Below are 22876 nucleotides of genomic sequence, written 5' to 3'. Positions count from 1 at the left end.
TTAAAGAGTAGATATTTGTGATTCATGTTGTGTTATTTGAGCCCGAAATTCCTGCAAATACAGGAAATATTATCCGTTTGTGTGCCAATACTGGCGCTCAACTGCATTTGGTGAAACCGTTAGGTTTTGAACTTGATGATAAAAAGCTTAAACGTGCAGGGCTGGATTATCATGAATGGGCTCGTATGCAGATCTGGGAAAATATTGAAGAATGCCTTGCACACTTGCAGACCAAAGGAATTGGTATAGATGCGGTTTATCCATTAACCACTAAAGGCTTTGAAACGCCGCATACTGCTGATCTTAACCGTCCGGTAGCTTTGCTGATGGGGCCGGAAACTCGTGGTTTGCCTGAGCAGGTACGCCTGATGTTTCCAGAACAGCATTGGATTCGTTTACCAATGGCACCCGAATCACGCAGTTTAAATTTATCAAATGCGACTGCTGTTATTGTATATGAGGCATGGCGTCAGCAGGGGTTTCAACCGCTTTAACCTAAATTAACCTATAAAAAAGAGGCGCTCAATGCGCCTCCTTTTCTTATATTTGTTGATCAGCGATCATCATATTCATTATGCTGTGGAGCAGGGTATTTAAAGCCTTTGGTTTTATAACCTAAGTATAAAATACCAAACATGGCCCACCATAAACCATATTTCAATGCTGTTTCTTCAATCTCTAGCCACATTGCAAAAATGCTGATAAAACCGAGCATTGGAATAACTACAAAGTTAAAAATATCTTTGAGGTTCTTGCTGCGGCCATCACGTAGTGCGTAACGCGAAATTACGGACAGATTGACAAATGTAAATGCTGTCAGCGCACCAAAGCTGATCATTGAGATCACAATATCCAGGTCCATGAACCCAGCAGTTAAGGCAACTGCACCTACAATCATAATATTGTAAGACGGAGTGAAGCTTTTAGGACTAATATGACCAAAGATCTTTTTATTAATTACTCCATCACGTCCCATGACATACATCAGGCGGGATACGCCAGCATGTGCTGAAATTCCTGAAGCCATGACTGTTACAATTGCAAAATAAAGGACAACAGTCTTGAAAGCCACGCCGCCTACAGCTTGCAGAATATCTGGCTGGGTTGCCGCTACATCTTCAAAGTAAGTCTTCGGATCATTCGGGAAATAGATTTGCATGAAGTAGGTGCTGATAATAAAGATCACACCTGCAATTAAAGCTGTCAGGAAAATTGCTTTAGGCAAAGTGCGTTCAGTATCTTTTGTTTCTTCAGCCAGTGAGCTTAAGGAGTCAAAACCGGTAAATGAGAAGCAGAGTAAAGTTGCACCGGTAATTAAAGCACCCAGGCTAGTCATCTCGTTCCAGAACGGTTCCAGACTCCATAACTGGTATTTTGCATTGACCAGATTACCATCAGCATTTACTCCACCGATCAGGAGGTTGTAGACCATCCAGGTGAAATAGGCAATTACGCCCAACTGTATAAACACGATTATACTATTGAAATTCGCTACAAATCTGGCACCACGCAGATTTACACCGGTCATAAAGGCAGTTAAGCCTATTACCCATACCCAGTGATTCACATCCGGAAATAAAGCTTCCAGATAAATGACCGCCAGAATAATATTTACCATCGGTGACAATAAATAGTCTAACCAGGATGACCAGCCCACCATAAAGCCGACATTCGGATGAATGGATTTCTGGGCATAAGTATATGCAGACCCGGAAGACGGATAGCGACGGATCATATGACCATAACTGATCGAGGTAAACAGAATTGCGATCAGGGCAATAATGTAGGAAGTAGGTACATGATAATGACTTTCTTCAGATACCAGACCGAATGTATCAAACAAGGTCATAGGCTGAATATAGGCCAAACCAATAATAATAATGTGCCAGAGGCCTAGCGTTTTTTGCAGTTTGGCTGCCGATTGCGTCCCAGTGAAATTAGTCAACGGCGTTATCCTCATAATCGTTGATCAAGGATCAGCTATATTTAAGGATCGTTTGAGACGAACGATCCCCCCTACGAAATAAAGCAAAGTGCGCGCCAATCTATCTTAAATGATTTATATTGTCAGTAGCTTTGCAGGATTTTTTAGCATTTTTTTGGCTAGTTAAAATATTACCCAGATAGGTCGTCTTCTGTTTTAAAAGAAAAACGTCCAAAATTGGTCTAAATTTTGGACGCAAAGGTTATATAAACCAGCCTTTACCAAGCCTTTTGTAAAATCGCACGCAGGTCATCTAGAGTGGCTTCTTTCGGATTAAAGATAATCGAGCCATCATTTAAGGCTTTTTCTGCCACCTCATCGAGCTGTTCTTCAGTGACTTTACCAGTTTCACGTAGGGTTCTCGGGAGTTTAGTCAGGCTATATAGATGGTCACGCATGGTCAGGATAGTTGCAATAGCTTTGTCTGCACGCAGCTCTGCTGGTGTCTGGGCATAGGTATCTGCACCTGCAAGCGGTAACAGCAGCTCACCGATTTTATTGCCATTAATGCTTTTGTTATATTCCAGTACATAAGGCAGAAACAGATTCATACATAAACCATGTGGTAAATGAGCTACCGCGCCCAGTGCATGCCCAAGCGAGTGAACCAGACCGACCATAGAGTTAGAAAATGCAATACCAGCCATGGTAGAGGCTTGTGCCAATTCCAGACGGCCTTGTGCATTATTGGGCTGATCCAGAACTTTAAACAGGTTTTCACTGATTTTTTTGATACCGGCGACAGCATAAGCATCACTTAGAGGATTGGAGGCGAGACAGGTGTATGCCTCGACACAGTGTGTAAGTGCGTCCATACCGGTCATGGCCGTCAGATGGGGTGGCAAGCTGGAAGTCATGCGCGGGTCAAGAATAGCTGCATGTGGCATCAGATAATAGGAAGCAAAAGCCAGTTTTACATTCTTTTCTGTGTCAGATACAACGGCTACCATGGTTACTTCAGAACCTGTACCTGAAGTAGTAGGAATTACAAAAAATGGTTTTAAAGCTTTCGGCAGATTATGTGCACCGGAATATTTCAGCAGGTCATCGCCACCTTCAGAGACTAAAATATTGGTAGCTTTGGAGGTGTCGATCACTGAACCGCCACCAACAGCAATGATGGCATCGCAGTTATTGTCACGGTATGCCTGTGCCGCATTACGCACAGTCTGCAGACTTGAATCCGGTGGCACATCATCAAAAATATATCCAATCACAGCGTCAGTTGACTCAAAAGCTGCTTCAACCGGCTGTAATAAATTATTAGCCCGTACGCCTTTATCAGTGATGATCATCGGCCGCTTGGCGCCTAAAGTAGCCAGTTCAAAAGGAATATGTTCTAACGCGGCATTTCCTGCAATTACTTTAACTGGACAGAAAAATTCATAATAAGGTTTAGCCATGTTAAGTACTCCGTTTGAAATAGGACTGGGCAACTTTTAAATAAATATTGGTAGCGCCACTAAGTTTTTCTTTTAAGCCAAGTTTGGCCGGATATTGTTTTACTGCAAACTCTGCAACCAGTTTTGGCAAGATCAGAGATTCCATTTTGTTGAGGCAACGTACCAGACGAATTGCATAACTTACATCGCCATCGGCAACCATACGGTCATTTGCAAACGATTGTGCAGTACTTTCCTGAAAGGAAAAAACTAAGAATGCATGACTCAGGTGTTTAAACATGATGGTCAGGTCGGGTTTGCCATTAAAATCATTTAACAGTTTAAGTTGCCGTTCTGCTGTCACTTGTGCCACAAAGGCCGGACCATGCGGATATACTGTCATCGACAACACAAATCCTTCTGGAAATTTTGCAACTTCCTGCTGAATTTCATGGTCAACCTGACTGGCCATGACCAGTCCGCGTCCAATGATATCCATCATCAGCCTGACATAAGCCTGCTGCAAAGCGGGTTTTACAGAGTTTATAGAAATCACTCGCTTATCCCTTTATTCAAAAATATTATTATTTAGAGTAAATACTCTAATGTATTTTATAACATTCGCAAAGTCATTTATTCATTATTGACTTGCAGTTCACTAAAGTAGTGGGTGTTGTCTAGATATTCAATGAAGTCCTGGCACAGTTTTTCAAAGCTAGGGTAGTCATCCAGCAGATCATTTAACCGTACCATTTCCAGACCGGCATAACCACAAGGGTTAATACAATGAAAGCCGTCCAGTTGACAGTCAATATTTAATGCCAGTCCATGATAGCTACGGCCACGACGAATCTTGAATCCTAAAGAACCGATTTTACGGTCAGCAACGTAAACACCCGGCGCATCTGGCTTGGCATATGCTTCAATTCCATACTTTTTAAGCAGATCGACCATGAACTGTTCGGCAAAACTGACCAGCGTACGCACGTTCCATTTCAATCGATTCAAATCAAACATGAAATAAGCTACCAGCTGACCTGGGCCATGCCAAGTTACCTGACCGCCACGATCACTCTGCACTACTGGCATATCTGGACGCTGGAGGATATGTTCAGGTTTCCCAGCCTGTCCCTGAGTAAGAACATTATTATGCTGCAATAACCATAATTCATCGGGCATATCTTTATCCCGCTGCTCGGTGAAGCGCTTCATGGCTTCAAAAGTTGGGGTATAGTCCTGTAATCCTTTAAAACAGCGTACAGTTAATGCGGGCTTAGATTCAGTTACTTGTTCCGCCATAGTAAAATGACCCTATCAGAAAGTAAAAAACCAGATATTGTTCATATCTGGTTTTGAATTAAAGCGCGGTTTTAATATAAGGGCAAGCGGCCAGGTCTGCATAAAGTGCATGAACCTGCTCCAGTTCATCAAAACGTAACTGGGCAGTAAGAGAGTGGTATTTTCCTGTACGTGATGGCTGTATCTTTAAGGTTGCTTCATCAAAATCAGGGAAATGTTTAAGCAGAATTTCAATTACTGCTATGCGCAGTTCATCGCCAGCATTGCCGATGAGCTTGATAGGATAATCCATCGGGAAAACCCAAAGTTCTTCACGCAGCTCACGCGATGGGGTACGGTCAAGCATAAGACACCTCAAAATGATAGAAAACGCCTGCTGAAGCAGGCGTCTTGAGCAGTTAGTTAAAATATGAGGGCAGCGGGTTATATTTCAAACCGGTCCCAGCCCGGTTAGTCATTTTCCAAGAATGAACGTAAGTGCTCAGAGCGGGATGGATGACGCAATTTACGTAAAGCTTTGGCTTCAATCTGACGGATACGTTCGCGGGTAACGTCGAACTGTTTACCCACTTCTTCTAATGTATGGTCAGTTGGCATGTCGATACCAAAGCGCATTTTCAGAACTTTAGCTTCACGTTCAGTTAAGTTTTCTAAAACTTCACGTGTTGCTTCTTTTAACCCTTCTGAAGTTGCAGCATCTACCGGAGAGGTAATGTTCTGGTCTTCAATGAAATCTCCCAGATGCGAGTCTTCATCATCACCAATTGGTGTTTCCATTGAAATAGGTTCTTTGGCAATTTTAAGTACCTTACGTACCTTCACCTCATCCATTTCCAGACGTTCACCCAGCTCTTCCGGTGTTGGCTCGCGGCCCATTTCCTGAAGCAACTGACGTGATACACGGTTGATCTTGTTAATTGTTTCAATCATGTGCACTGGAATGCGGATGGTACGTGCCTGGTCGGCAATTGAGCGGGTGATTGCCTGACGAATCCACCAGGTAGCATAAGTTGAGAACTTATAGCCACGACGGTATTCGAACTTGTCTACGGCTTTCATCAGGCCAATATTACCTTCCTGAATCAAATCCAGGAATTGCAGTCCACGGTTGGTATATTTTTTGGCAATCGAGATTACCAGACGCAAGTTGGCCTCAACCATCTCTTTTTTAGCACGACGAGCTTTAGCTTCACCAATTGCCATACGTTTAGAGATATCTTTAATATCAATAACGTTCAGACCAAGTTCTTTCTCAATATCAGCAATCTTCTGCTGGAATGCCAAAACATCAGGACGAACTTTTTCTAGATGACCTTTAATATCTGGAGATGCTTTTGCCATTTGTTCATCAAGCCAGCCTGGGTTTGACTCCTGTCCTGGAAAGGAGGTGCGGAACTGGGTACGGTCCATACGGCCACGACGAACTGCGTAGCGCATAATTTCACGTTCGGAAGTACGGATTTGCTCATGCGTACCACGAATCATTTCAGAAATAATATCAAAGAGGCGCGGAGTAAACTTAAACATCATAAATACAGATGCCAGAGCCTCAAGTGCAGCCTTTGCTTCTGCACTATCACGACCATGCTTTTCAATTACTGACTTAGTTTGTTGCCAGACTGTCTCAAGCTCGGTGAAACGAACTTTGGCAATTTCAGGATCTGGGCCCGAATCTGCTTCTGAATCATCATCTGATTCAGATTCTTCCTCTTCTTCTTCATCGTCATCAAGTTTAACTTCCTTGGTCGATTTCGAAGCAGTTTCATCTTCATCTTCTTCCAGTACAGCATCTTCTATCACTTCAGGAATTTCTTCATCAGATTCCGGATCAAGATAGCCTGAAAGAATATCGGCCAGACGACGTTCGCCTTCTTGATAATCTTTATATTCTTTTAATACAACTTCAACTGCATTTGGCCAGTAAGCAATAGAGTGAAGAACGTCGCGAATACCTTCTTCAATACGTTTAGCAATACTGATCTCGCCTTCACGGGTTAAAAGCTCGACAGTACCCATTTCGCGCATATACATACGTACAGGGTCTGTAGTACGGCCTGGCTCATTTTCAACTGAAGCAAGAACAGCTGCAGCTTCTTCTTCGGCTACCTCATCGGCAGCTTCGGCGTTATCCTCAAACATCGCATCATCAGATTCAGGAGCACGTTCGTGTACAGGAATACCCACATCCTGAAGCATCTGGATAATGTCTTCAATCTGTTCACTTTCAGTGATTGAGTCTGGGAGATGATCGTTAACCTCAGCGTAAGTTAGGTAACCTTGTTCTTTGCCTCGGCTAATCAGAGCCGCTACTTGAGAAGTAGGGGAATGCATATCGCTCATCTTTGCTTACTCTTCGTTGAATCTGTGGCAGTGAAAAACCGTGCATGATAGCACAAATCGCATCAAAATTTTCTGATTTGATCAGTCAAGCATGATTTTATAAATAGATTTCATTTCACAATTATTGTTGAATGTTGGGCTAAAATTATTTTTTTCAAGTGAATGGCCTAAATTTTGTCAGGTTAAACCCATCACTCAGTTAGTCCTCCATAAATACACAATTTTGCCGTTAAAAAAAAGAGTTATTTAACTGGAATTCTCAAAAAAAACAAATAAATCTTGACAATTAAAATGAAGAAAGATAAATAGCGCCTAGGCCCATTCACATTTTTCTACTACGAGGTAGTTTTAGTGTCTTCTACAGATTTTGAATTAGATGATAACTACGGTGATGATGATGTCAGCTTTGATGAGGCGTCGAGTAAAATCAGCGCAAAAGAATCATTGGAAAAACGTCGTCTGATCGATGACCTGCTAGCTCAACGTCGCCTGGAACGAGAACTGAAAGATTTTGATTACGACTTTGATGACGATGATCTCGACGATGACGAATAAACCCGATTGGGCATCCCGTCGAGAAATGCTATTCTAGGCTTAATTTATTAATTTGGATTCAAGATGAGTGCTTTAGATTTAGACCTGTTGAGCGAGTATCTAGATGGTGACCAAAATGAGTATGGTCTAGATTTTGCAGCAACTCACGGTTTTTTATGTGCTATTGCGGTTGGCCCGAAGTTTGATCGCTGGCTTGAAGAGCTATTTGATAATAATCACAAGAAAGTGCCAGCAGAAATTATTACCCAAATCAAGCTCTGGTTGACTTCACTTCAGCAAAATCTTGCCAATGAAGAGGGTATCGAGTTTCCCTTTGAAATTGAGGAAGCTGATGTAGAATCCAGCTTGGGCGACTGGTCAGTTGGTTTTGTCGATGCCATGTTCTTAAATGAGGAAGCTTGGTTTACGCCAGAGTTTGAAGATCAGTTGGTAGACTTAACCTTGCCGATTATGGTGTTCAGTGGCGTTGATGAAGAAGATCCGCAGATGGAATCTTTCCGTCGTAATGGCCAGTTGATGGATGAATTGGCAGAGGAAATTCCAGAGAATCTAAATGAACTCTATCTGATGTACCATACGCCAGAATAGTTTCTCTCAAAGAAAAACACCCTCATGCAGGGTGTTTTTTTATAGTTTTTTGCCAGAATCAGATAATTATCATGAGTATAGTTATAATTCACAGGGAATTTCGTCAAAATTTAGCAGACTAAAATTACAGCTGTGAAAGTTCGGCTATGATAAAAAATGCTGCTAAGAGAAATGTTTTTTCTTCCAGTAGCACTTAAATACAAAACAGAGTGCAATAATCACAACAATAGCCAAGACCATATTGCCGACATTACTCATCAGCGCATGCATCTTGTCCTGATTTTCACCCAGATAGAAACCCACACATGCAAGAAATGTCGTCCAGATCACTGTGCCCAGCCCGCTATAAAGCATGAACTTCCAGAATGGCATTCGGCTCATACCTGCGGGAATGCTGATCAGTGAGCGTACGGCAGGTACCATGCGACCCAAGAATACAATCCGATGCCCATAATGTTCAAACCATTTCAAGGCTTTAATAACATCAGCTCTCTTGATGAAAAGATATTTACCGTACCGGTCTACCAGATCAAGCAGTCTGTCCTGAGGAATTTTTCTGCCAATCCAGTAGAGTAGGGCCGCTGCCAGTAATGAACCACAGCTACCAGCAATAATGATACCCACTAAAAGCAATTCACCTTTTGACGCCACATAACCGGCAGACGGCATAATAACTTCAGAAGGGATAGGAGGAAAAATGTTGTCCAGAAACATCAGTAAGGCTATTCCCAGATAGCCTAACTGTTCCATGATTGAAATAACCCACTCATCAAGATTCATAGATCAGCTCACGTCATTCAGTTTAGGTATTTATACTTTGCAGTGAAAACCAATCTTTTATTTTATTCTGTCTAAATCATGTAAGTAGATGAGTTTATTCCTGATAATTGACTAAAGTATGAATATAGACTTTTCGCAAGAAGTAGGCAAAACACAAAGGCAGCGTACCAATACAGAGTAAGGAAAGAAACATTCCTTCCAAATGATAGGCGATAAACAGCGCAAAGATGATACCGATCATTGCACCTAATAAGACTATAAAAATATGGGGTTGTTTTTCTAGCTCAGCCTGAATCTGATTAGACTGTAAAGAATGGATGCTTGAAGAAGCTGGATATTCAGTATGCTCACTAATTTCCATAAATCTGGCCTTCCTGCAAATGAATCTGAATGGTTTTATTCACATATTTGCCTATAAGAGTAATATCTATAGACTTATAAATTTTTTATGGTGAATAGAAGGTAACAAAACCTAACAGTGTGTAGATTAGCAAGATCGATAGGCAATACAATAAGCTTCAGATAGTGAAAATGTAGAAAACTATAGCGGGTTTGCGAGTGAATGTGATAAAACGTAAAAACCGCATCAAAACTAATGCGGTTTTTAACATATAGATTACATTAAAGAATTATAGACGTTTACGTTTTGCTGCAGCAATTTGAGACTGACGCATACGGAAACCTGCTTTCTGTTTCTCTGTCGTTTTATCTATACAGTACTTGCAAGATACGCCATGTTCATAGCTGTGCAGTTCAATTTCCTCAGGCGTTAATGGCCATCCACATGCATGGCATTTACTGTGCTGTCCTTCTTCTACGCCATGAGTAACTGCAGTGCGCCCATCAAAGACAAAACATTCACCTTCCCAGAGGCTTTCTTCCGGTGGTGTTTCTTCTAGATATTTTAAAATACCGCCTTTGAGATGGTAAACCTCATTGAAACCCTCTTGTAAAAGTAATGAAGTTGATTTTTCACATCGAATGCCCCCTGTACAGAACATCGCAATTTTTTTGTCTTTATGCTGTTCAAGGTTCTTTTTTACGTACTCGGGAAATTCACGGAAAGTTTCGGTTTTAGGGTCAATTGCGCCCTTAAATGTACCCGCCTTATACTCATAGTCGTTTCGTGTATCAATCAGAATTACATCATCGCGTGCAATGAGCTCATTCCATTCCTTCGGGTCAAGATAATGGCCGACCAGGTCACGTGGTTTTACCGGTACACCGAGCGTTACGATTTCTTTTTTTAGCTTGATTTTCATTTTACGAAATGGTTTGTCCGTACTATGGGACTCTTTATATTCCATTTCGTTAAACCCTTCGCCTAGCAAAAACTGATGAAGGGTATCAATAGCATTGCGGTCGCCTGCTACAGTCCCGTTAATACCTTCTCCTGCTACAATAAGAGTCCCACATAAGTTCATAGCTTGCACCAGATCAAGAAGACGCTGCTGAAGATCGGCTGGATCTTGAACTTCTTTAAATTGATATAGTGCGGCAACAACCCAGTCAGTGGTCGCTTGCTGTTCTACAGGTGCAAGCTGTTCTACAGTAGCGTTCATGGAAGACTCCAAATGTATTAAGATAGGAAATTAAGGCGCGTATTTTAGCGCGAATTTTATGAAGAAGCGAGAAAACCATATGGCTGTTATGGTTTTTATTGAAAGGAGCATGTCTTGAATACTGAACGCCGTATCCCATCCCTGACACCATGTGCTGGACGTTGTTCAACTGTATTTGGTGATCAGGTCTGTCGGGGATGCCGGCGTTTTAATCATGAAGTGATCCAGTGGAATACGTATACAGTTGAAGAGCGTATGGCAGTGTGGCAACGACTTGATGCCCAGCTGGACCAGATTTTAGTACCTATGCTCCCGATGGCCCAGCTGGCACAAGTCGAGGAGTTTGTTTTATCAAAACGGGTACGTCTGCTGGAAAATGCAAGTCAGGGACGCAAGTTATACCATGCACTTAAAATCTGTGAAAAAAATAAGAATCTGGCTGAAGAGAGTGGTTTGGGTATCAGTGCTGACCAAATTAAACCATTATGGCAACTATTTGAGCAAAAAGTATTGGCTTTGGCTAAAGCCAGTTATGAACTGGCTTGGTTACGGGCAGGGGATATACGACAAAATCTGCTGTATATGGAAGATGATGAGTAAGCCTCCTGAGAGGCTATTCTAAAAGTCTGTTAAGTTTTAGATTTGATGTTGCATGCGGTATTGAACCAGCTCTTCTATGGTAATTACGGTAAGGTGATGAGTCTGGGCATATGCCAGTACCTGAATACCTGTAGCCATAGTTCCGTCAGGATTGGTCAGCTCACATAACACCCCTGCCGGTTTAAGGCCAGCCATACGTGCCAGATCTATACTACCTTCGGTATGTCCGCGACGAACCAGCACACCGCCGTCTCGTGCGCGCAAGGGAAAAACATGGCCAGGACGATTTAAATCACTTGCCACAGCGCCGTCTTTAATTGCAGCATGAATAGTAGTTACCCGGTCTTTTGCTGAAACGCCAGTCGTCACCCCCTGAGCTGCTTCAATAGTTACTGTAAAAGCAGTATGAAAATGGCTGGAATTGTGCTTCACCATTGGCGAAAGTTCTAAGTGATCTGCAGCTTGTTCGGTAAGACATAAACAGACGATGCCAGAACCATCGCGAATCATGCGAGCCATGGTTTCAACATTGAGGGTTTCAGCAGCTACAATCAGATCAGCTTCATTTTCCCGGTCAAAATCATCCATGACCAGTACAGGCTTACCCTGGCGAATATCTTCTAGAGCTTGCTGAATACGTTGCTCAGCAGGAGATAAAGCGGAAAAAAACAGTTCGGGTTGAATTAAACTAGACATATGAAACGCTCACGTAAATGAAAATACAGTGGAACATTTCAGGACAGATATGAAATATATAACGACCCCTATATAAATATACATAAGGGTAATCTCGTCTTCTTTCATCCGGACTATACCGTCGGCTTTGGAATTGCACCAAATCTGCGTAGTACTTTAAATAGGTAATACGCTCGTGGGCTTGCTGATTTTATATTGAAACAACTTTACCACCGGTGGGGAATTTCACCCCGCCCTGAAGCGATGTAGCTCAATTATAATGCAATTTTAAGTGAATAATCATGTTTTTCTATAGAACGATCGGTTCTATATTTAGAATAAATTAGTCTAAATGCCTTTTGGGTATGTTATTACTGTATGAAATTTAAGATACTTTTTCTGTAAAGTGCAGCTATAAATATAAAAAAGCCCATACATGGGCTTTTTAAGATTATCTTTTTTACTTTAAGCGACCTGAACCGGTATACAGTTAGCAGTGTGATTTACCGTATTGTCAGGATTGGCATAGACGAGACGCGGTTTATGCGCATTGGCTTCAACTTCGGTAAAATCACCAAAGGTGGCAATGATAACTAAATCTCCAACATCTGCCTGATGGGCTGCACCGCCATTTACAGAGATAATCCCTGAGTTTTCTTCACCACGAATTGCATAAGTGGCAAAGCGTTTGCCATTAGTTACGTTCCATACATGGATTTCTTCATATTCGCGGATGCCAGCTAGATCCATCAGAACGCCATCAATTGCACAAGAACCTTCATAATGAAGTTCAGCATGAGTTACTACCGCACGATGAATTTTGCATTTTAATAAACGAGATAGCATGGCTAGCGTCTCCTTGGTCGACCAAGATAGGTCTTAGGGTTAAATCAATCACTTGATACAGAGTGCAATAAAGCAACTGCTGCGCATTTTGCTCTTAAATAAGCGTCAAGGCAAGATGGATTATTCAGTAATGCAGGTTTTTATCAGCCCGGTTTGTAAGCATTAATCTGGTTCATGGCCTGCTGTATTTCACCATTGACCAGTAACTTGATTTTACTTAATGCATGGCTAATCGCATCATCCATAAGCTCTTGCTCACTGCGCGGGGCTTTGCTGAGGACATGTCCTGAAACACGCTCTTTAGAACCTGGATGCCCAATACCAATACGCAAACGATGAAAATCAGGACCGGTATGCGGAGTAATGTCCCGAAGCCCGTTATGTCCGCCGTGGCCGCCACCTGTTTTCAGCCGGATAATACCAGGATTCATATCGAGTTCGTCATGTGCTACTAGCATTGACTGGGGAGTAATTTGATAGAATTTTGCGAAGGGTACCACACTCTGCCCCGAACGGTTCATAAATGTAGTGGGTAACAAGAGTCGGATATCTTGTCCTTCGATTTGACCACGACCGCTAATTCCATGGAATTTAGGATCATTTTTAAGAGTAATGCCATATTGTTCTGCCAGACGTTCGACAAACCAGAATCCGGCATTATGGCGGGTTTGGGCATACTCAGTACCTGGGTTGCCCAAACCAATAATCAGTGAAATGTTAGACACTAATTTTGCCTTTTAGCACTTATGCGCGTTTAAAATCAGCGTGCATAGGTGTATTTTTAGCTGGGTGACGCTGAAGCGCTTGAATTTTTACGCTTTCAGTTTTGTCGCCTATAACAATTTCAATAACTTCTTCAAAAAAAGCATTGTTTTCTAAAGCTTTTACAAGCTGACGAAGTTCTAGGGTAATTGCTACAGGTTCAGCATCACCACCATAGATGATTGCTGGAAGTTGAGCAGCGTGACGAAGGCGGCGGCTCGCACCTTTCCCTTGTACGTCTGCAGCACGCGCTTGAGCGTTTAATGTAAAATTAGCCATGAGATATTCCTCATTGAGTTTAAGTTAAACCAGACTTGCGACCAGTCTGGTGAATAGAAAACCCCAGCTTATGCCAGGGTTTATAAAAAATCTGCGCTATTATAAGTAACTATCGAACATTGCGCTAATAGATTCTTCGTTATTGATACGACGAATTGTTTCAGCAACCATGCTAGCTACCGATACCTGACGAATTTTGCCAAGCTCAAGTGCTTCTTGTGAAAGAGGAATTGTGTCACATACGACCAGCTCATCAATCACAGAGTTCTTCAGGTTTTCAAGTGCCTTACCAGATAATACCGGGTGAGTTGCATAAGCAACCACTTTACGGGCACCGAAAGTTTTCAATGCATCAGCTGCTTTACAAAGCGTACCAGCAGTATCAACCATGTCATCAACAATGACACAATCACGGTCTTTTACATCACCAATCAGATGCATTACCTGTGATTCATTGGCTTTTTGACGACGCTTGTCAATAATGGCTAGATCGATATCACCCATCTGTTTTGCAACTGCGCGTGCACGTACAACACCACCTACGTCAGGTGAAACCACCATCAGGTTATGATGTGACTGTTGACGAAGATCAGCAAGCAGTGCAGGGGTACCATAGATATTATCTACAGGAATATCGAAGAAACCCTGGATCTGGTCGGCATGCAGGTCAATCATCACTACACGGTCTATACCGACAGTGGTGAGCATGTCAGCAACGACTTTAGCAGTAATAGGCACACGAGCAGAACGTGGACGACGGTCTTGACGAGCATAACCGAAGTAAGGAATGACAGCAGTAATACGACCAGCACTTGCACGGCGCAATGAATCAGCCATAACCAGAATTTCCATCAGGTTATCGTTGGTCGGTGCACAGGTAGGCTGAACAATAAAGACGTCTTTACCACGTACATTTTCAGTAATTTCTACTGCAATTTCACCATCAGAGAAACGGCCTACAGAAGCAGCTCCCAGCGGAATGTGTAAATGGCTTACGACTTTTTGAGCGAATTGTGGATGAGCGTTTCCACTAAAAACGACAAGATTGGGCATGAAGCACCCTTGGCGGTTGGCATGTATGGAATGAGATGGCAGGGGTAGCTGGATTCGAACCAACGAATGGCGGGATCAAAACCCGCTGCCTTACCACTTGGCGATACCCCTAATGCGGCAGAACTTTAATATTTTTGCATGGTTATGTCAAGGTAAATTAACACGAACTTGCAAATGAACGTTCTATCTTTTTACAGGAAAATGGCAGGGGCGGCTGGATTCGAACCAACGGATGGCGAGATCAAAACCCGCTGCCTTACCACTTGGCGACGCCCCTAAAATGGATGATTGTATTGATGGCAGGGGCGGCTGGATTCGAACCAACGGATGGCGAGATCAAAACCCGCTGCCTTACCACTTGGCGACGCCCCTAATACAAACATCTACAGGTAAAATTGATGGCAGGGGCGGCTGGATTCGAACCAACGGATGGCGAGATCAAAACCCGCTGCCTTACCACTTGGCGACGCCCCTATCAATTTACTTTCAACTGACATAATGGAGACTCATCTAAACTATGAACCAGGTAAGCTTTACATGGTGCATTCTTTAAAATATCGTCTGGCTTTATGTCGGAAGTCAGTTCAGTGAAAACACAAGCACCTGTACCTGTAAGCCGTGCAGTACCGAATTGATCGAGATAACGCATGGCTTCATCAACCTCTGGATATAAACTTCTGGCCAGTGGCTCAAAGTTATTTCCGAAAGCAGATGGCTTTAACTGATAGGCGCAAAATGTAGTGGGCTTCGTATTTCTTGTCAATGTTTTTTGTGAAAAAAGCAGTTGAGTGCTGATAAAACAGTCAGGTTTGAGCACTATGTATTGTTTCGGTTCTAAGTTAATGAAACTTAACTGTTCTCCGATTCCTTCTGCCCAAGCGTTGTGACCATATACAAAAACAGGTACATCCGCACCAAGATGTGCACCATATTCAGCCAACTGTTCAATTGTTAAACCGCAATCCCAGAGCTGATTTAATATAATCAGTGTAGTGGCAGCATTGGATGATCCTCCACCTAATCCTGCACCCATTGGAATATTTTTCTCAATTTTGATCTGTACACCAGAAGAATTTTTAGTGTGTGATTTAAGTAATAATGCAGCTTTGTAGATTAAATTCTGTTCAAGCTGTACGTTACTTAGACCTTCAATGTGAATTTTTCCAGTCATGTTGACTTCAAATTCCAGCCAGTCATATAGGTCAATTAGTTGAAAAATACTCTGTAACTCATGGTAGCCATTTTCACGACGACCTGTAATATGTAAAAACAGATTAAGTTTAGCGGGTGAAGGAACTCGGATCATACTAAATACCACAGCTGAAAACAGATTAGCGATTCTGGATCAGCATTGTAATACGGTTTTCCTGGCCATCAGCAAGTGACTGTTTTAAAATCAGTTTACTAGGTTGTTGGGCATTGCCATTATAGCTTAATTCGACATTCCAGTCCTGTTCCTGAATGGTGCTGATCCGTTGCTGTTCATCTTTTTTAATTTTAGCATTCAAGCTTGCCGGTCTGCCTTGGACCCAGTGTACGAGGTGAGTAATCGGTGCCTGCCATCCAGTAGCACGTTCCAGTAGCTCTTCAGGTGTTGTTGCGCGAATCAGACCTGTCTTTGCACTATTCAGCGTGACTTCTCCCGGACGGCCTTGAATTTGTGTTTTGCCTACGCCTAAGATGCCCGTCAGTTCAATATCAAAATTATCCTGCTGCTGTTCCCAGTTAAAAAATGCACTCCCTGACTGCTTGGGAGTTTTTACCCCAATTTTTCCCTGCAGATTAAATTGATTGTTTTCTGGCTGGGTATTAACCGGATTTTGAGGTTGGGTATATTGCTGACAGCCGGTAAAAGCCAGAGTTGCCGTAGCGCACAAGGCGAGTCCCAGTTTAGAAAAAGAACGCATGAAAGTTTAACTCTGTTTAAATTGTTGAGGTAACAATAACGCATCTAACTGATCCAATTGCGGATCATTATGATATTTTTGTTTAAGCTGTTTTAACACTTCACTAAATTTTGTGAGTGAACCCTGCATATAAAGTGCTTTAGCGTAGCGTACGCCAATTTTCAGGTTCTGACTTAAGCTGTAGGCCTTGGCCAGTACCCGGACGGCAGTATCATAATCATTTTGCAATATACAGACGTACCCGAGTGTATCGAGTATTGAGGCTTGTTCCGGCGCATACTCAAGTGCATGCTCTGCATACTGGCGCGCTTCATTTAGACGCCGGTTTTGCAGAGCGAGAGTGTAAGCATATGCATTCAGGTAAGTTGGACTGTTTGGTTCTATTTCCAGCAAATGTTTGAGTGTCTGGTCCAGTTTTTCCCGGTCTTGAAAAGGATCAAGCAATAAGACTTGGGCATAGATCAGCTCCGGGTCATCTGGCAGGTTTTTAACTGCTTCATCAAGTAAGGCTAGCGCTGCTTTTTTATTTCCTGTCTTTTTCAAGATTTCTGCCTGAGCCTGGTATAAAAAACTGGCGTGCTGTGGATAATTGACACGTTCCTGAGTAAGAAAACGCAAGGCATCATTCAGCTGGTTTTGCTTTTCAAAAATAGTGACCAGATTCCGCCGCGATACAGTGTATAGACTACCGTCCACCAGACGATAATAAGCTTTCGCTGTTTCGTAATGCTGTTTCCGCTCGGCATTTACTGCCAAATAGTAATAGGCCTCATTCTGATACTGATCAGAATAACGTAGCTCTACCAGATATTTTTCTGCCTGCTCATATTGTTTGAGGTCAATACTGGTTAATCCGGCAATAAATAATGCCTCTTCAGCATCTGGCCACTGTTTTAAAATACCTTGAAGCTTTTTTGAGGCTGATTCGGCCTGATTGGATTTGACCAGAAAGCGGACCTCTGCCAGCCGGATATCCAAATTATATTTCTGTTTACGGCTTGATTTTTCCAGCCATTGCTGGGCTGCTAGCTGGTCATTCTGAGCCATTAACAGGTTGGCCTTCATCAGAATAAAACCAGTAACTTTGGGCCGCTTGCGCAGTGCCTGATTGATAGTCACTAAAGCCTGCTCTAGCTGACCATTTTGTGCTTCCAGGCCAGCGATTAAAACCAGAATAGAAGGATTATTTTTTTCCTTACTGCTACGTAAGGCATTTAAAAGTATCTCGCGATCTTCTGGAAGCTCTGGGGCAATCCCTGCCAGAATCTGTTCCAGATCAGCATTTGGATCAATATTAAGAATTTTATTCAGGGTATCGGCGGCAAGCTCATATTCATGCGCTTTCAGAGAAATATGGGCCAGATAAAATAAAGCCGGGACATCTTGAGGTTCCTGAACCACCCAGTGTGTCGCGATGTCTAAGGCTGCTTTCAGATCATTCTGTTCGAGGGCAACATTCAGGGCACGCTGTTTGATAGTGGTTGAATTACTTTTAATGGCCAGTACAGTATAGTTATGCAACGCAGTAGGAATATCGCCATAAGCGAGTGCAAATTCGGCAATCATGCTTTGTTTTAAGGCATTATAGTTAGAATTTTCATGATAAATATCGCCCGATGCCCTAAGATGAGCGGTCGAGGCTATGCTACCTACCAGTAAGACTGTGGTAGAATATCGCCGTATAGTCATGCCGGATAGTCGGCTATTGATTTGACGCAATTTTTATTGATCCAGCTAATGCTTTTTATGACACCGATGTTGCACAATAACATAAATTTAGTGAAATGATGATCTGATATGTCTTTCTTTGCATTAGGGGTCAACCATCAAACTGCTTCTGTAGAGTTGCGAGAACAGATCGCTTTTAACCCTGAGCGGTTAAACGCTTTATTTGCCGAGCAAAGTCAGCATCCTGTCTTGAATGATATGGTGGTGGTCTCGACCTGTAACCGAACAGAAGTCTATGCCATGGCAGAGCATGCTGATATGGTATTGGACTGGCTCGCCCATGCAAATGGTTTAGATGTCAATCAGCTCATCAAACATACTTACCGTTATGAAGACGCTCAGGCGATTACTCACTTGATGCGTGTTGCCAGCGGTTTAGACTCTTTAATGCTGGGTGAACCGCAAATTCTGGGTCAAGTAAAACAGGCACTATCGATTGCAAAAGAAGCCCATATGGTTTCACCGGCACTAAACCGCATTTTTGAATATGCCTTCTATGCAGCTAAACGTGTACGCTCAGAAACTGCTGTAGGTAGTCATGCAGTCTCTATGGGTTATGCAGTTGCTCAGCTTGCCCTGCAGGTCTTTAGCCAGCCACAAGAGTTGACTGTAATGGTAGTGGCTGCTGGAGAGATGAACAGTTTAGTAGCTAAACACCTGGCTGAAATGGGTGTAGGTAAAATCCTGATCTGTAACCGTAGTCGCGAGCGGGCAGAGAACCTGGCGCAGGAGATTGCTCATCAGGTAGAGGTCGAGATTCTGGAATTTTCGGAACTGGCCAGTAACTTGTACCGTGCTGATGTAATCTCAAGCTGTACAGGCAGCCTGTATCAGGTAATTTCTTATCGTGATGTGAAAACAGCATTAAAAAAACGGCGCTACCAGCAGATGTTAATGGTAGATCTGGCTGTTCCGCGTGATATTGAGCCAAAAGTCGCGTCACTAGATGGTGTATATCTGTATGGCGTTGATGACCTGCAAAGTGTTATTGATGAGAACTTGGCCCAGCGACGTCAGGCTGCGGTTGAAGCTGAAATTATGGTTAACCAGCTGGCGACCCAGCTTATTACCCATCAAAAGGTCCAGCAGGCTGGCAGTACTATCGCTGCTTATCGTGAACAGGGCCAACACTTGACTGAATATGAGTTGCGGTTGGCGCTGGAGCATTTGCAGGCCGGAAAAGATGCAGCTGAAGTCCTGCAAAACTTTTCCCATCGTCTCACTCAGAAATTATTACATCCGACTTCAATTCTGCTAAAGCAGGCAGCTCAGGAAGAAAATCCCTCATATTTTGAGTGGTTACAGGACGGTTTGCAGGGGATATTTGACCGTCAGCGTAAACTTAAAAAATAATTTGAAAACAGCTTAAACCTTATGAATGCAATAATCTTAAGCTGATTTTCTTGGTCAGTTCATTGAGTTGCTGCCGCAGATTGCGTGATTCAATAAGTGAAATGGGTGATTTTAGTTTCTGTTTTAAGTATTTTTCCTGCAGGCCCAAGGCATATTCTTTAGCAAGCTTGTCTGCCATTTCTGGTGCCGGAATCAGGCTTTCAATATTGGTACGCTGTAAAATATCCGCAACCGCATGACAATACATACTGCACGCGCCAAGCACATAATAGACAGCCAGTTCCTGATCATCCGGTAGTTCATCAAAGATTTTATCTAATATTGCCAGTATTTGTGCCAGCAATTCATCCGGATGAATGAAAGCACGTAGGGTTTCAAAGTGAATATACAGATAAGGATGTCGTATCAGCATAGCGATGGCAAAATCCTCATCCTTGGTACGGATATTAAAAGAGAGTGATGCATCATTGCTAAGTTTCGGAGTAAAACGCTTGCCTAGGCCGAGCTTTTCTTTAAATGACTGAGTGAGCAGATAGCGAAATGATCCCTGTTTAGGTAACAGGTCGGTAAGCTCCCTGAGCTCGCCCATTACCTGACTTTTACCTTCAGGTGAAGAGACATCTCGCTGTTGCGTGAGATGTGCAAATACAAAATCGGATAACAGGGGGGCCTGTTCAAGTAAACGCTGAAAATTTTCCAGTCCTTCACGACGGATCAGAGAATCGGGATCATGCTGGTCAGGTAGAACAAAAAATTTCAGTTCACGGCCATCATTTAATAAAGGCAGGGCAATTTCCAGTGTTCGCCGGGCTGCCTTTTGTCCTGCAGCATCCCCATCAAAGGCAATCGTAATCCGGTTATTCTGTCTGAATAAAATATTAAGATGTTCAGTATTGCTGGCTGTTCCAAGAGTTGCTACTGCACCGCTAATCCCGTATTGCTGCAATGCGATAACATCCATATAGCCTTCGACCATTAACCAGTCTTGAGCTTTCTGCTTGCGACCTTCATAAAGGCCGTACAATAACTGATTCTTATGGAAGACTTCGGAATCTGGCGAGTTAATATATTTGGGTTTGATCTCATCATTTAATGCACGCCCCCCAAAACCGACTACACGGCCCTTACTGTCCCGGATTGGGAAAATGACCCGGTCACGAAGTAAGTCAAAGTCACGACCGCTCTCACTAGAGCGAATCAGCCCTAGCTGTTTCAGACCTTCAATATCATAGGGGAATGCCTTTTCCAGATGCTGCCAGTCCTCTGGTGCATAGCCCAAGCGCCAGAACTGGACTGTATCTTGGCTTAAGCCGCGCTGTTTAAAGTAAAATTGTGCACTTTGACTTTTAGGTAACTGCTGTTCATAAAACTGAGCAATATTCTCTAGCAGATCATACAGGTTACCTTCCTGTACTGGCACATCCGTCACATTTTCAAATTGTTCAAACGGATCAAAACTCTGAAATTCAGCGAAAGGATCAATCGGAGTATAAGGTGTATTTGTGATAGGAGACTGGATCTGCTCTTTAGCCTGCGCGGCAGGAGCCTGAACCGGCTTGCTAACTTTTTTGATTTCACGTTTATAGGTCAGGCGCTTATTGTCCTGATTGTCTTTTGGCAGTTCAATACCAGTCTGGCTTGCCAGGTCTTTCATAACATCAACAAAATTGCGGCTGTCGATATCCATTAAAAAACGTATAGCATTGCCGTTGGCCTGACAGCCAAAGCAGTGGTAATACTGCTTGTCACGGTAGACATGGAAAGAAGGTGACTTTTCCTGATGAAAAGGACAACAGCCAGAATAAGTCCGTCCGGTTTTTTTAAGTTTTACGCGTTGGCCAATCAGATCAACAATATCAGTACGATCCAGGATCTGATCAATCGTATGCTGTGGAATTGCCATAAGAAAAAGCCATTATTTTATATACTTTAACCATAAAAACGCTGACCTGAAGTCTTGCTTTAAGGACTATTCAGTTGCTATCACTTGAACTAAACAGTCCTGTACAGAATCTAGCCGTCTTTACTGAAAAAGAGAAGGGGGAAAGTATTTTAACTTTCCCCCCCGAAAAAAGCGACCATCTGGTCGAGATTATTCGTTTGGAGTTTCTGTAGCTATATCAGCCGGTGATTTGGCGAGCATTGGTGTATGTTGTTGTCCATTTTCAGATTTACCGAGCATACCTAAGCTCAGACGGTTGAGCCAGCTACGTTCTTCTGAAGAATGACTAGAGGTTTCCTGAGATACTTCACTTGCAGTACTGTTTTTGGCTTCACGGCCAAAAATTCCCAGTGTGGCGCGGTTAAGCAGGCTGGCATCTCTGCGGGCGGCACGCAGGTTTACACTGCCATTACTACGCACCAGTTCCGGATAGTTTAGTTTTAAGACGTCTACATACTGCTGTGATGAAGCCTGATCGCCCAGCTTGTCATAAGCATAAGCCATGGTAGCTAGAGCTTCTGGAATTTGAGGAGTCTGCGGGTAGTGTTCAACTACCCACTGCGCCCGCTCCAGAGCAGCAACCCAAGCTTTACGCTTTAGATTATAGCGTGCTACGTTCATTTCATTTTCAGCCAGTTCCTGACCAATAAACTTCATGCGCTGTGCAGCATCTACTGCATACTGACTGCTTGGATAGCGACGAATAAAATCAACAAAGTTCTGGTAAGCTACCTTCAAATAGCTAACATCACGGTGTGATTGCTGCAAAGAAGTATAACGCAGCAAGCCATCATAATTCTGTTCCATGTTAGCTACACCACGTACGTAATAAGCGTAGTCAACATTAGGGTGCTGCGGATTTAAACGGATAAAACGTTCAGCCAGAGCAATCGCCCCTTCATAATCTTTTTGCTGGAATTTAACGTAAAGCAGCTCAAGTTGTGCCTGCTGCGCATATTGTCCGGTCGGGAAGTAGGTGTCCAGTGCCTCTAGCTGTTTTGCAGCATCAGAATATTGACCACGTTCAAGCGCACGTTCGGCTTTATTGAAATAAACCTGTTCGCTTGACTGTGGGCCAGTATCGACAACTTCTTTTTTTGGATTGCTGCTACAGCCCACTAATGCAGATGCTATGCCTAAAGATAAAGCAAGCATCGTAACTTTATAACGTGGTAGCGACATAAAAACTCCTCTGTTAATCGGGCAATGAGCTACAATTGCGCTATTAAACCACTTTTGTC

24 protein-coding genes, 4 tRNA genes and 1 riboswitch are annotated in these 22876 nt (G+C 42.9%); of the genes, 5 read left to right on the top strand and 23 right to left on the bottom strand.

Annotated elements, in window-relative coordinates; genetic code table 11:
- The first annotated feature begins 17 nt into the window (after window positions 1-17).
- Window positions 18-494: a tRNA (cytidine(34)-2'-O)-methyltransferase gene (locus B3R63_RS09765; protein ID WP_005015835.1), complete on the top strand. Its 477-nt coding sequence runs from the start codon at window positions 18-20 to the stop codon at window positions 492-494.
- A 59-nt stretch (window positions 495-553) separates the two neighbouring features.
- Here B3R63_RS09765 and B3R63_RS09760 read toward each other — a convergent pair whose 3' ends face one another.
- The 6 genes from B3R63_RS09760 to rpoD all read right to left on the bottom strand — a co-directional run bounded on the left by B3R63_RS09760 (window position 554) and on the right by rpoD (window position 7005).
- The gene (locus B3R63_RS09760) at window positions 554-1945 is read right to left on the bottom strand and encodes an APC family permease (protein WP_286730804.1); all 1392 of its coding nucleotides are present in this window, start codon (window positions 1943-1945) and stop codon (window positions 554-556) included.
- A gap of 257 nt (window positions 1946-2202) precedes the next feature.
- The gene (locus B3R63_RS09755; protein WP_151838841.1) at window positions 2203-3387 is read right to left on the bottom strand and encodes an iron-containing alcohol dehydrogenase; all 1185 of its coding nucleotides are present in this window, start codon (window positions 3385-3387) and stop codon (window positions 2203-2205) included.
- Between the two features lies 1 nt (window position 3388).
- Window positions 3389-3922 (bottom strand): hypothetical protein, encoded by a 534-nt coding sequence (locus tag B3R63_RS09750; protein WP_005015830.1) that lies wholly within the window; start codon window positions 3920-3922, stop codon window positions 3389-3391.
- 77 nt (window positions 3923-3999) lie between these two features.
- Window positions 4000-4665 (bottom strand): lipoyl(octanoyl) transferase LipB, encoded by a 666-nt coding sequence (lipB, locus tag B3R63_RS09745; RefSeq protein WP_151838840.1) that lies wholly within the window; start codon window positions 4663-4665, stop codon window positions 4000-4002.
- 58 nt (window positions 4666-4723) lie between these two features.
- Window positions 4724-5011, bottom strand: coding sequence for a YbeD family protein (locus B3R63_RS09740; protein ID WP_005015824.1), 288 nt, complete (start codon window positions 5009-5011; stop codon window positions 4724-4726).
- A 104-nt stretch (window positions 5012-5115) separates the two neighbouring features.
- A complete protein-coding gene (rpoD, locus tag B3R63_RS09735; RefSeq protein WP_151838839.1) occupies window positions 5116-7005 on the bottom strand; it encodes an RNA polymerase sigma factor RpoD in 1890 nt (629 codons plus the stop codon).
- Between the two features lie 351 nt (window positions 7006-7356).
- On the opposite strand from rpoD, the gene B3R63_RS09730 reads away from it, so the two are divergent.
- Both B3R63_RS09730 and B3R63_RS09725 read left to right on the top strand, forming a co-directional pair.
- Window positions 7357-7560: a PA3496 family putative envelope integrity protein gene (locus tag B3R63_RS09730; RefSeq protein WP_005015822.1), complete on the top strand. Its 204-nt coding sequence runs from the start codon at window positions 7357-7359 to the stop codon at window positions 7558-7560.
- A 63-nt stretch (window positions 7561-7623) separates the two neighbouring features.
- Complete coding sequence (locus B3R63_RS09725) at window positions 7624-8148, top strand: YecA family protein (protein WP_005015821.1); 525 nt, start codon at window positions 7624-7626, stop codon at window positions 8146-8148.
- Window positions 8149-8310: 162 nt separating this feature from the next.
- On the opposite strand, the gene B3R63_RS09720 is transcribed toward B3R63_RS09725, so the two are convergent.
- The 3 genes from B3R63_RS09720 to B3R63_RS09710 form a co-directional block, all read right to left on the bottom strand.
- On the bottom strand, window positions 8311-8928 hold the full coding sequence (locus B3R63_RS09720) for a DedA family protein (RefSeq protein WP_026444505.1): 618 nt from the start codon (window positions 8926-8928) through the stop codon (window positions 8311-8313).
- A gap of 94 nt (window positions 8929-9022) precedes the next feature.
- Entirely contained in the window at window positions 9023-9289 is a 267-nt protein-coding gene (locus B3R63_RS09715) for a hypothetical protein (RefSeq protein ID WP_005015809.1), read from the bottom strand.
- Window positions 9290-9557: 268 nt separating this feature from the next.
- Complete coding sequence (locus tag B3R63_RS09710) at window positions 9558-10490, bottom strand: rhodanese-related sulfurtransferase (protein WP_005406902.1); 933 nt, start codon at window positions 10488-10490, stop codon at window positions 9558-9560.
- Between the two features lie 114 nt (window positions 10491-10604).
- On the opposite strand from B3R63_RS09710, the gene B3R63_RS09705 reads away from it, so the two are divergent.
- Entirely contained in the window at window positions 10605-11090 is a 486-nt protein-coding gene (locus tag B3R63_RS09705) for a DUF1289 domain-containing protein (RefSeq protein ID WP_034670914.1), read from the top strand.
- 36 nt (window positions 11091-11126) lie between these two features.
- Here B3R63_RS09705 and ribB read toward each other — a convergent pair whose 3' ends face one another.
- The 12 genes from ribB to B3R63_RS09645 all read right to left on the bottom strand — a co-directional run bounded on the left by ribB (window position 11127) and on the right by B3R63_RS09645 (window position 18301).
- Window positions 11127-11786, bottom strand: a complete 660-nt coding sequence (ribB, locus tag B3R63_RS09700) for a 3,4-dihydroxy-2-butanone-4-phosphate synthase (RefSeq protein WP_005024979.1) — start codon at window positions 11784-11786, stop codon at window positions 11127-11129.
- Window positions 11787-11878: 92 nt separating this feature from the next.
- Window positions 11879-12032, bottom strand: a riboswitch (FMN riboswitch).
- Window positions 12033-12230: 198 nt separating this feature from the next.
- Window positions 12231-12611 (bottom strand): aspartate 1-decarboxylase, encoded by a 381-nt coding sequence (gene panD, locus B3R63_RS09695; protein ID WP_005015800.1) that lies wholly within the window; start codon window positions 12609-12611, stop codon window positions 12231-12233.
- Between the two features lie 143 nt (window positions 12612-12754).
- The gene (gene pth / locus B3R63_RS09690; protein ID WP_034670916.1) at window positions 12755-13336 is read right to left on the bottom strand and encodes an aminoacyl-tRNA hydrolase; all 582 of its coding nucleotides are present in this window, start codon (window positions 13334-13336) and stop codon (window positions 12755-12757) included.
- 19 nt (window positions 13337-13355) lie between these two features.
- Window positions 13356-13652, bottom strand: coding sequence for a 50S ribosomal protein L25 (gene rplY / locus B3R63_RS09685; protein WP_005406951.1), 297 nt, complete (start codon window positions 13650-13652; stop codon window positions 13356-13358).
- 99 nt (window positions 13653-13751) lie between these two features.
- Window positions 13752-14705, bottom strand: coding sequence for a ribose-phosphate pyrophosphokinase (locus tag B3R63_RS09680; protein ID WP_005015785.1), 954 nt, complete (start codon window positions 14703-14705; stop codon window positions 13752-13754).
- Between the two features lie 36 nt (window positions 14706-14741).
- Window positions 14742-14816: transfer RNA gene (locus B3R63_RS09675), tRNA-Gln, on the bottom strand.
- Window positions 14817-14907: 91 nt separating this feature from the next.
- A tRNA-Gln gene (locus B3R63_RS09670) sits at window positions 14908-14982 on the bottom strand.
- Window positions 14983-15002: 20 nt separating this feature from the next.
- Window positions 15003-15077: transfer RNA gene (locus tag B3R63_RS09665), tRNA-Gln, on the bottom strand.
- Window positions 15078-15104: 27 nt separating this feature from the next.
- Window positions 15105-15179 (bottom strand) — tRNA-Gln (locus tag B3R63_RS09660).
- Window position 15180: 1 nt separating this feature from the next.
- On the bottom strand, window positions 15181-16011 hold the full coding sequence (gene ispE / locus B3R63_RS09655) for a 4-(cytidine 5'-diphospho)-2-C-methyl-D-erythritol kinase (RefSeq protein ID WP_151838837.1): 831 nt from the start codon (window positions 16009-16011) through the stop codon (window positions 15181-15183).
- 25 nt (window positions 16012-16036) lie between these two features.
- Window positions 16037-16612, bottom strand: coding sequence for a lipoprotein insertase outer membrane protein LolB (lolB, locus tag B3R63_RS09650; RefSeq protein ID WP_034671183.1), 576 nt, complete (start codon window positions 16610-16612; stop codon window positions 16037-16039).
- Between the two features lie 6 nt (window positions 16613-16618).
- Window positions 16619-18301 (bottom strand): tetratricopeptide repeat protein, encoded by a 1683-nt coding sequence (locus tag B3R63_RS09645; protein ID WP_414630840.1) that lies wholly within the window; start codon window positions 18299-18301, stop codon window positions 16619-16621.
- Between the two features lie 108 nt (window positions 18302-18409).
- Between B3R63_RS09645 and hemA the strand changes: the two genes are divergently transcribed.
- A complete protein-coding gene (gene hemA / locus B3R63_RS09640; RefSeq protein ID WP_286730765.1) occupies window positions 18410-19693 on the top strand; it encodes a glutamyl-tRNA reductase in 1284 nt (427 codons plus the stop codon).
- Window positions 19694-19712: 19 nt separating this feature from the next.
- Here the strand turns inward: hemA and B3R63_RS09635 are convergent, their stop codons facing one another.
- Together B3R63_RS09635 and B3R63_RS09630 are read right to left on the bottom strand one after the other, a co-directional pair.
- A complete protein-coding gene (locus B3R63_RS09635) occupies window positions 19713-21596 on the bottom strand; it encodes a DNA primase (protein ID WP_286730762.1) in 1884 nt (627 codons plus the stop codon).
- Between the two features lie 189 nt (window positions 21597-21785).
- A complete protein-coding gene (locus tag B3R63_RS09630; RefSeq protein ID WP_286730759.1) occupies window positions 21786-22817 on the bottom strand; it encodes an outer membrane protein assembly factor BamD in 1032 nt (343 codons plus the stop codon).
- Between the last annotated feature and the right edge of the window lie 59 nt (window positions 22818-22876).

The sequence above is a fragment of the Acinetobacter sp. UBA1297 genome, assembly GCF_002307755.1.
GTDB lineage: Bacteria > Pseudomonadota > Gammaproteobacteria > Pseudomonadales > Moraxellaceae > Acinetobacter > Acinetobacter radioresistens.
The sequence above is the reverse complement of the archived record's forward strand: the minus strand, read 5'-3'. Positions and strand labels throughout refer to the sequence as shown.

What these genes read in the sequence shown, in the direction of transcription:
- B3R63_RS09755 (WP_151838841.1), bottom strand. Translation starts at nt 3,387, where the DNA reads ATGGCTAAACCTTATTATGAATTTTTCTGTCCAGTTAAAGTAATTGCA.
- lipB (WP_151838840.1), bottom strand. Translation starts at nt 4,665, where the DNA reads ATGGCGGAACAAGTAACTGAATCTAAGCCCGCATTAACTGTACGCTGT.
- B3R63_RS09740 (WP_005015824.1), bottom strand. Translation starts at nt 5,011, where the DNA reads ATGCTTGACCGTACCCCATCGCGTGAGCTGCGTGAAGAACTTTGGGTT.
- rpoD (WP_151838839.1), bottom strand. Translation starts at nt 7,005, where the DNA reads ATGAGCGATATGCATTCCCCTACTTCTCAAGTAGCGGCTCTGATTAGC.
- B3R63_RS09725 (WP_005015821.1), top strand. Translation starts at nt 7,624, where the DNA reads ATGAGTGCTTTAGATTTAGACCTGTTGAGCGAGTATCTAGATGGTGAC.
- B3R63_RS09720 (WP_026444505.1), bottom strand. Translation starts at nt 8,928, where the DNA reads ATGAATCTTGATGAGTGGGTTATTTCAATCATGGAACAGTTAGGCTAT.
- B3R63_RS09715 (WP_005015809.1), bottom strand. Translation starts at nt 9,289, where the DNA reads ATGGAAATTAGTGAGCATACTGAATATCCAGCTTCTTCAAGCATCCAT.
- B3R63_RS09710 (WP_005406902.1), bottom strand. Translation starts at nt 10,490, where the DNA reads ATGAACGCTACTGTAGAACAGCTTGCACCTGTAGAACAGCAAGCGACC.
- ribB (WP_005024979.1), bottom strand. Translation starts at nt 11,786, where the DNA reads ATGTCTAGTTTAATTCAACCCGAACTGTTTTTTTCCGCTTTATCTCCT.
- panD (WP_005015800.1), bottom strand. Translation starts at nt 12,611, where the DNA reads ATGCTATCTCGTTTATTAAAATGCAAAATTCATCGTGCGGTAGTAACT.
- rplY (WP_005406951.1), bottom strand. Translation starts at nt 13,652, where the DNA reads ATGGCTAATTTTACATTAAACGCTCAAGCGCGTGCTGCAGACGTACAA.
- B3R63_RS09680 (WP_005015785.1), bottom strand. Translation starts at nt 14,705, where the DNA reads ATGCCCAATCTTGTCGTTTTTAGTGGAAACGCTCATCCACAATTCGCT.
- ispE (WP_151838837.1), bottom strand. Translation starts at nt 16,011, where the DNA reads ATGATCCGAGTTCCTTCACCCGCTAAACTTAATCTGTTTTTACATATT.
- lolB (WP_034671183.1), bottom strand. Translation starts at nt 16,612, where the DNA reads ATGCGTTCTTTTTCTAAACTGGGACTCGCCTTGTGCGCTACGGCAACT.
- B3R63_RS09645 (WP_414630840.1), bottom strand. Translation starts at nt 18,301, where the DNA reads ATGACTATACGGCGATATTCTACCACAGTCTTACTGGTAGGTAGCATA.
- hemA (WP_286730765.1), top strand. Translation starts at nt 18,410, where the DNA reads ATGTCTTTCTTTGCATTAGGGGTCAACCATCAAACTGCTTCTGTAGAG.
- B3R63_RS09635 (WP_286730762.1), bottom strand. Translation starts at nt 21,596, where the DNA reads ATGGCAATTCCACAGCATACGATTGATCAGATCCTGGATCGTACTGAT.
- B3R63_RS09630 (WP_286730759.1), bottom strand. Translation starts at nt 22,817, where the DNA reads ATGTCGCTACCACGTTATAAAGTTACGATGCTTGCTTTATCTTTAGGC.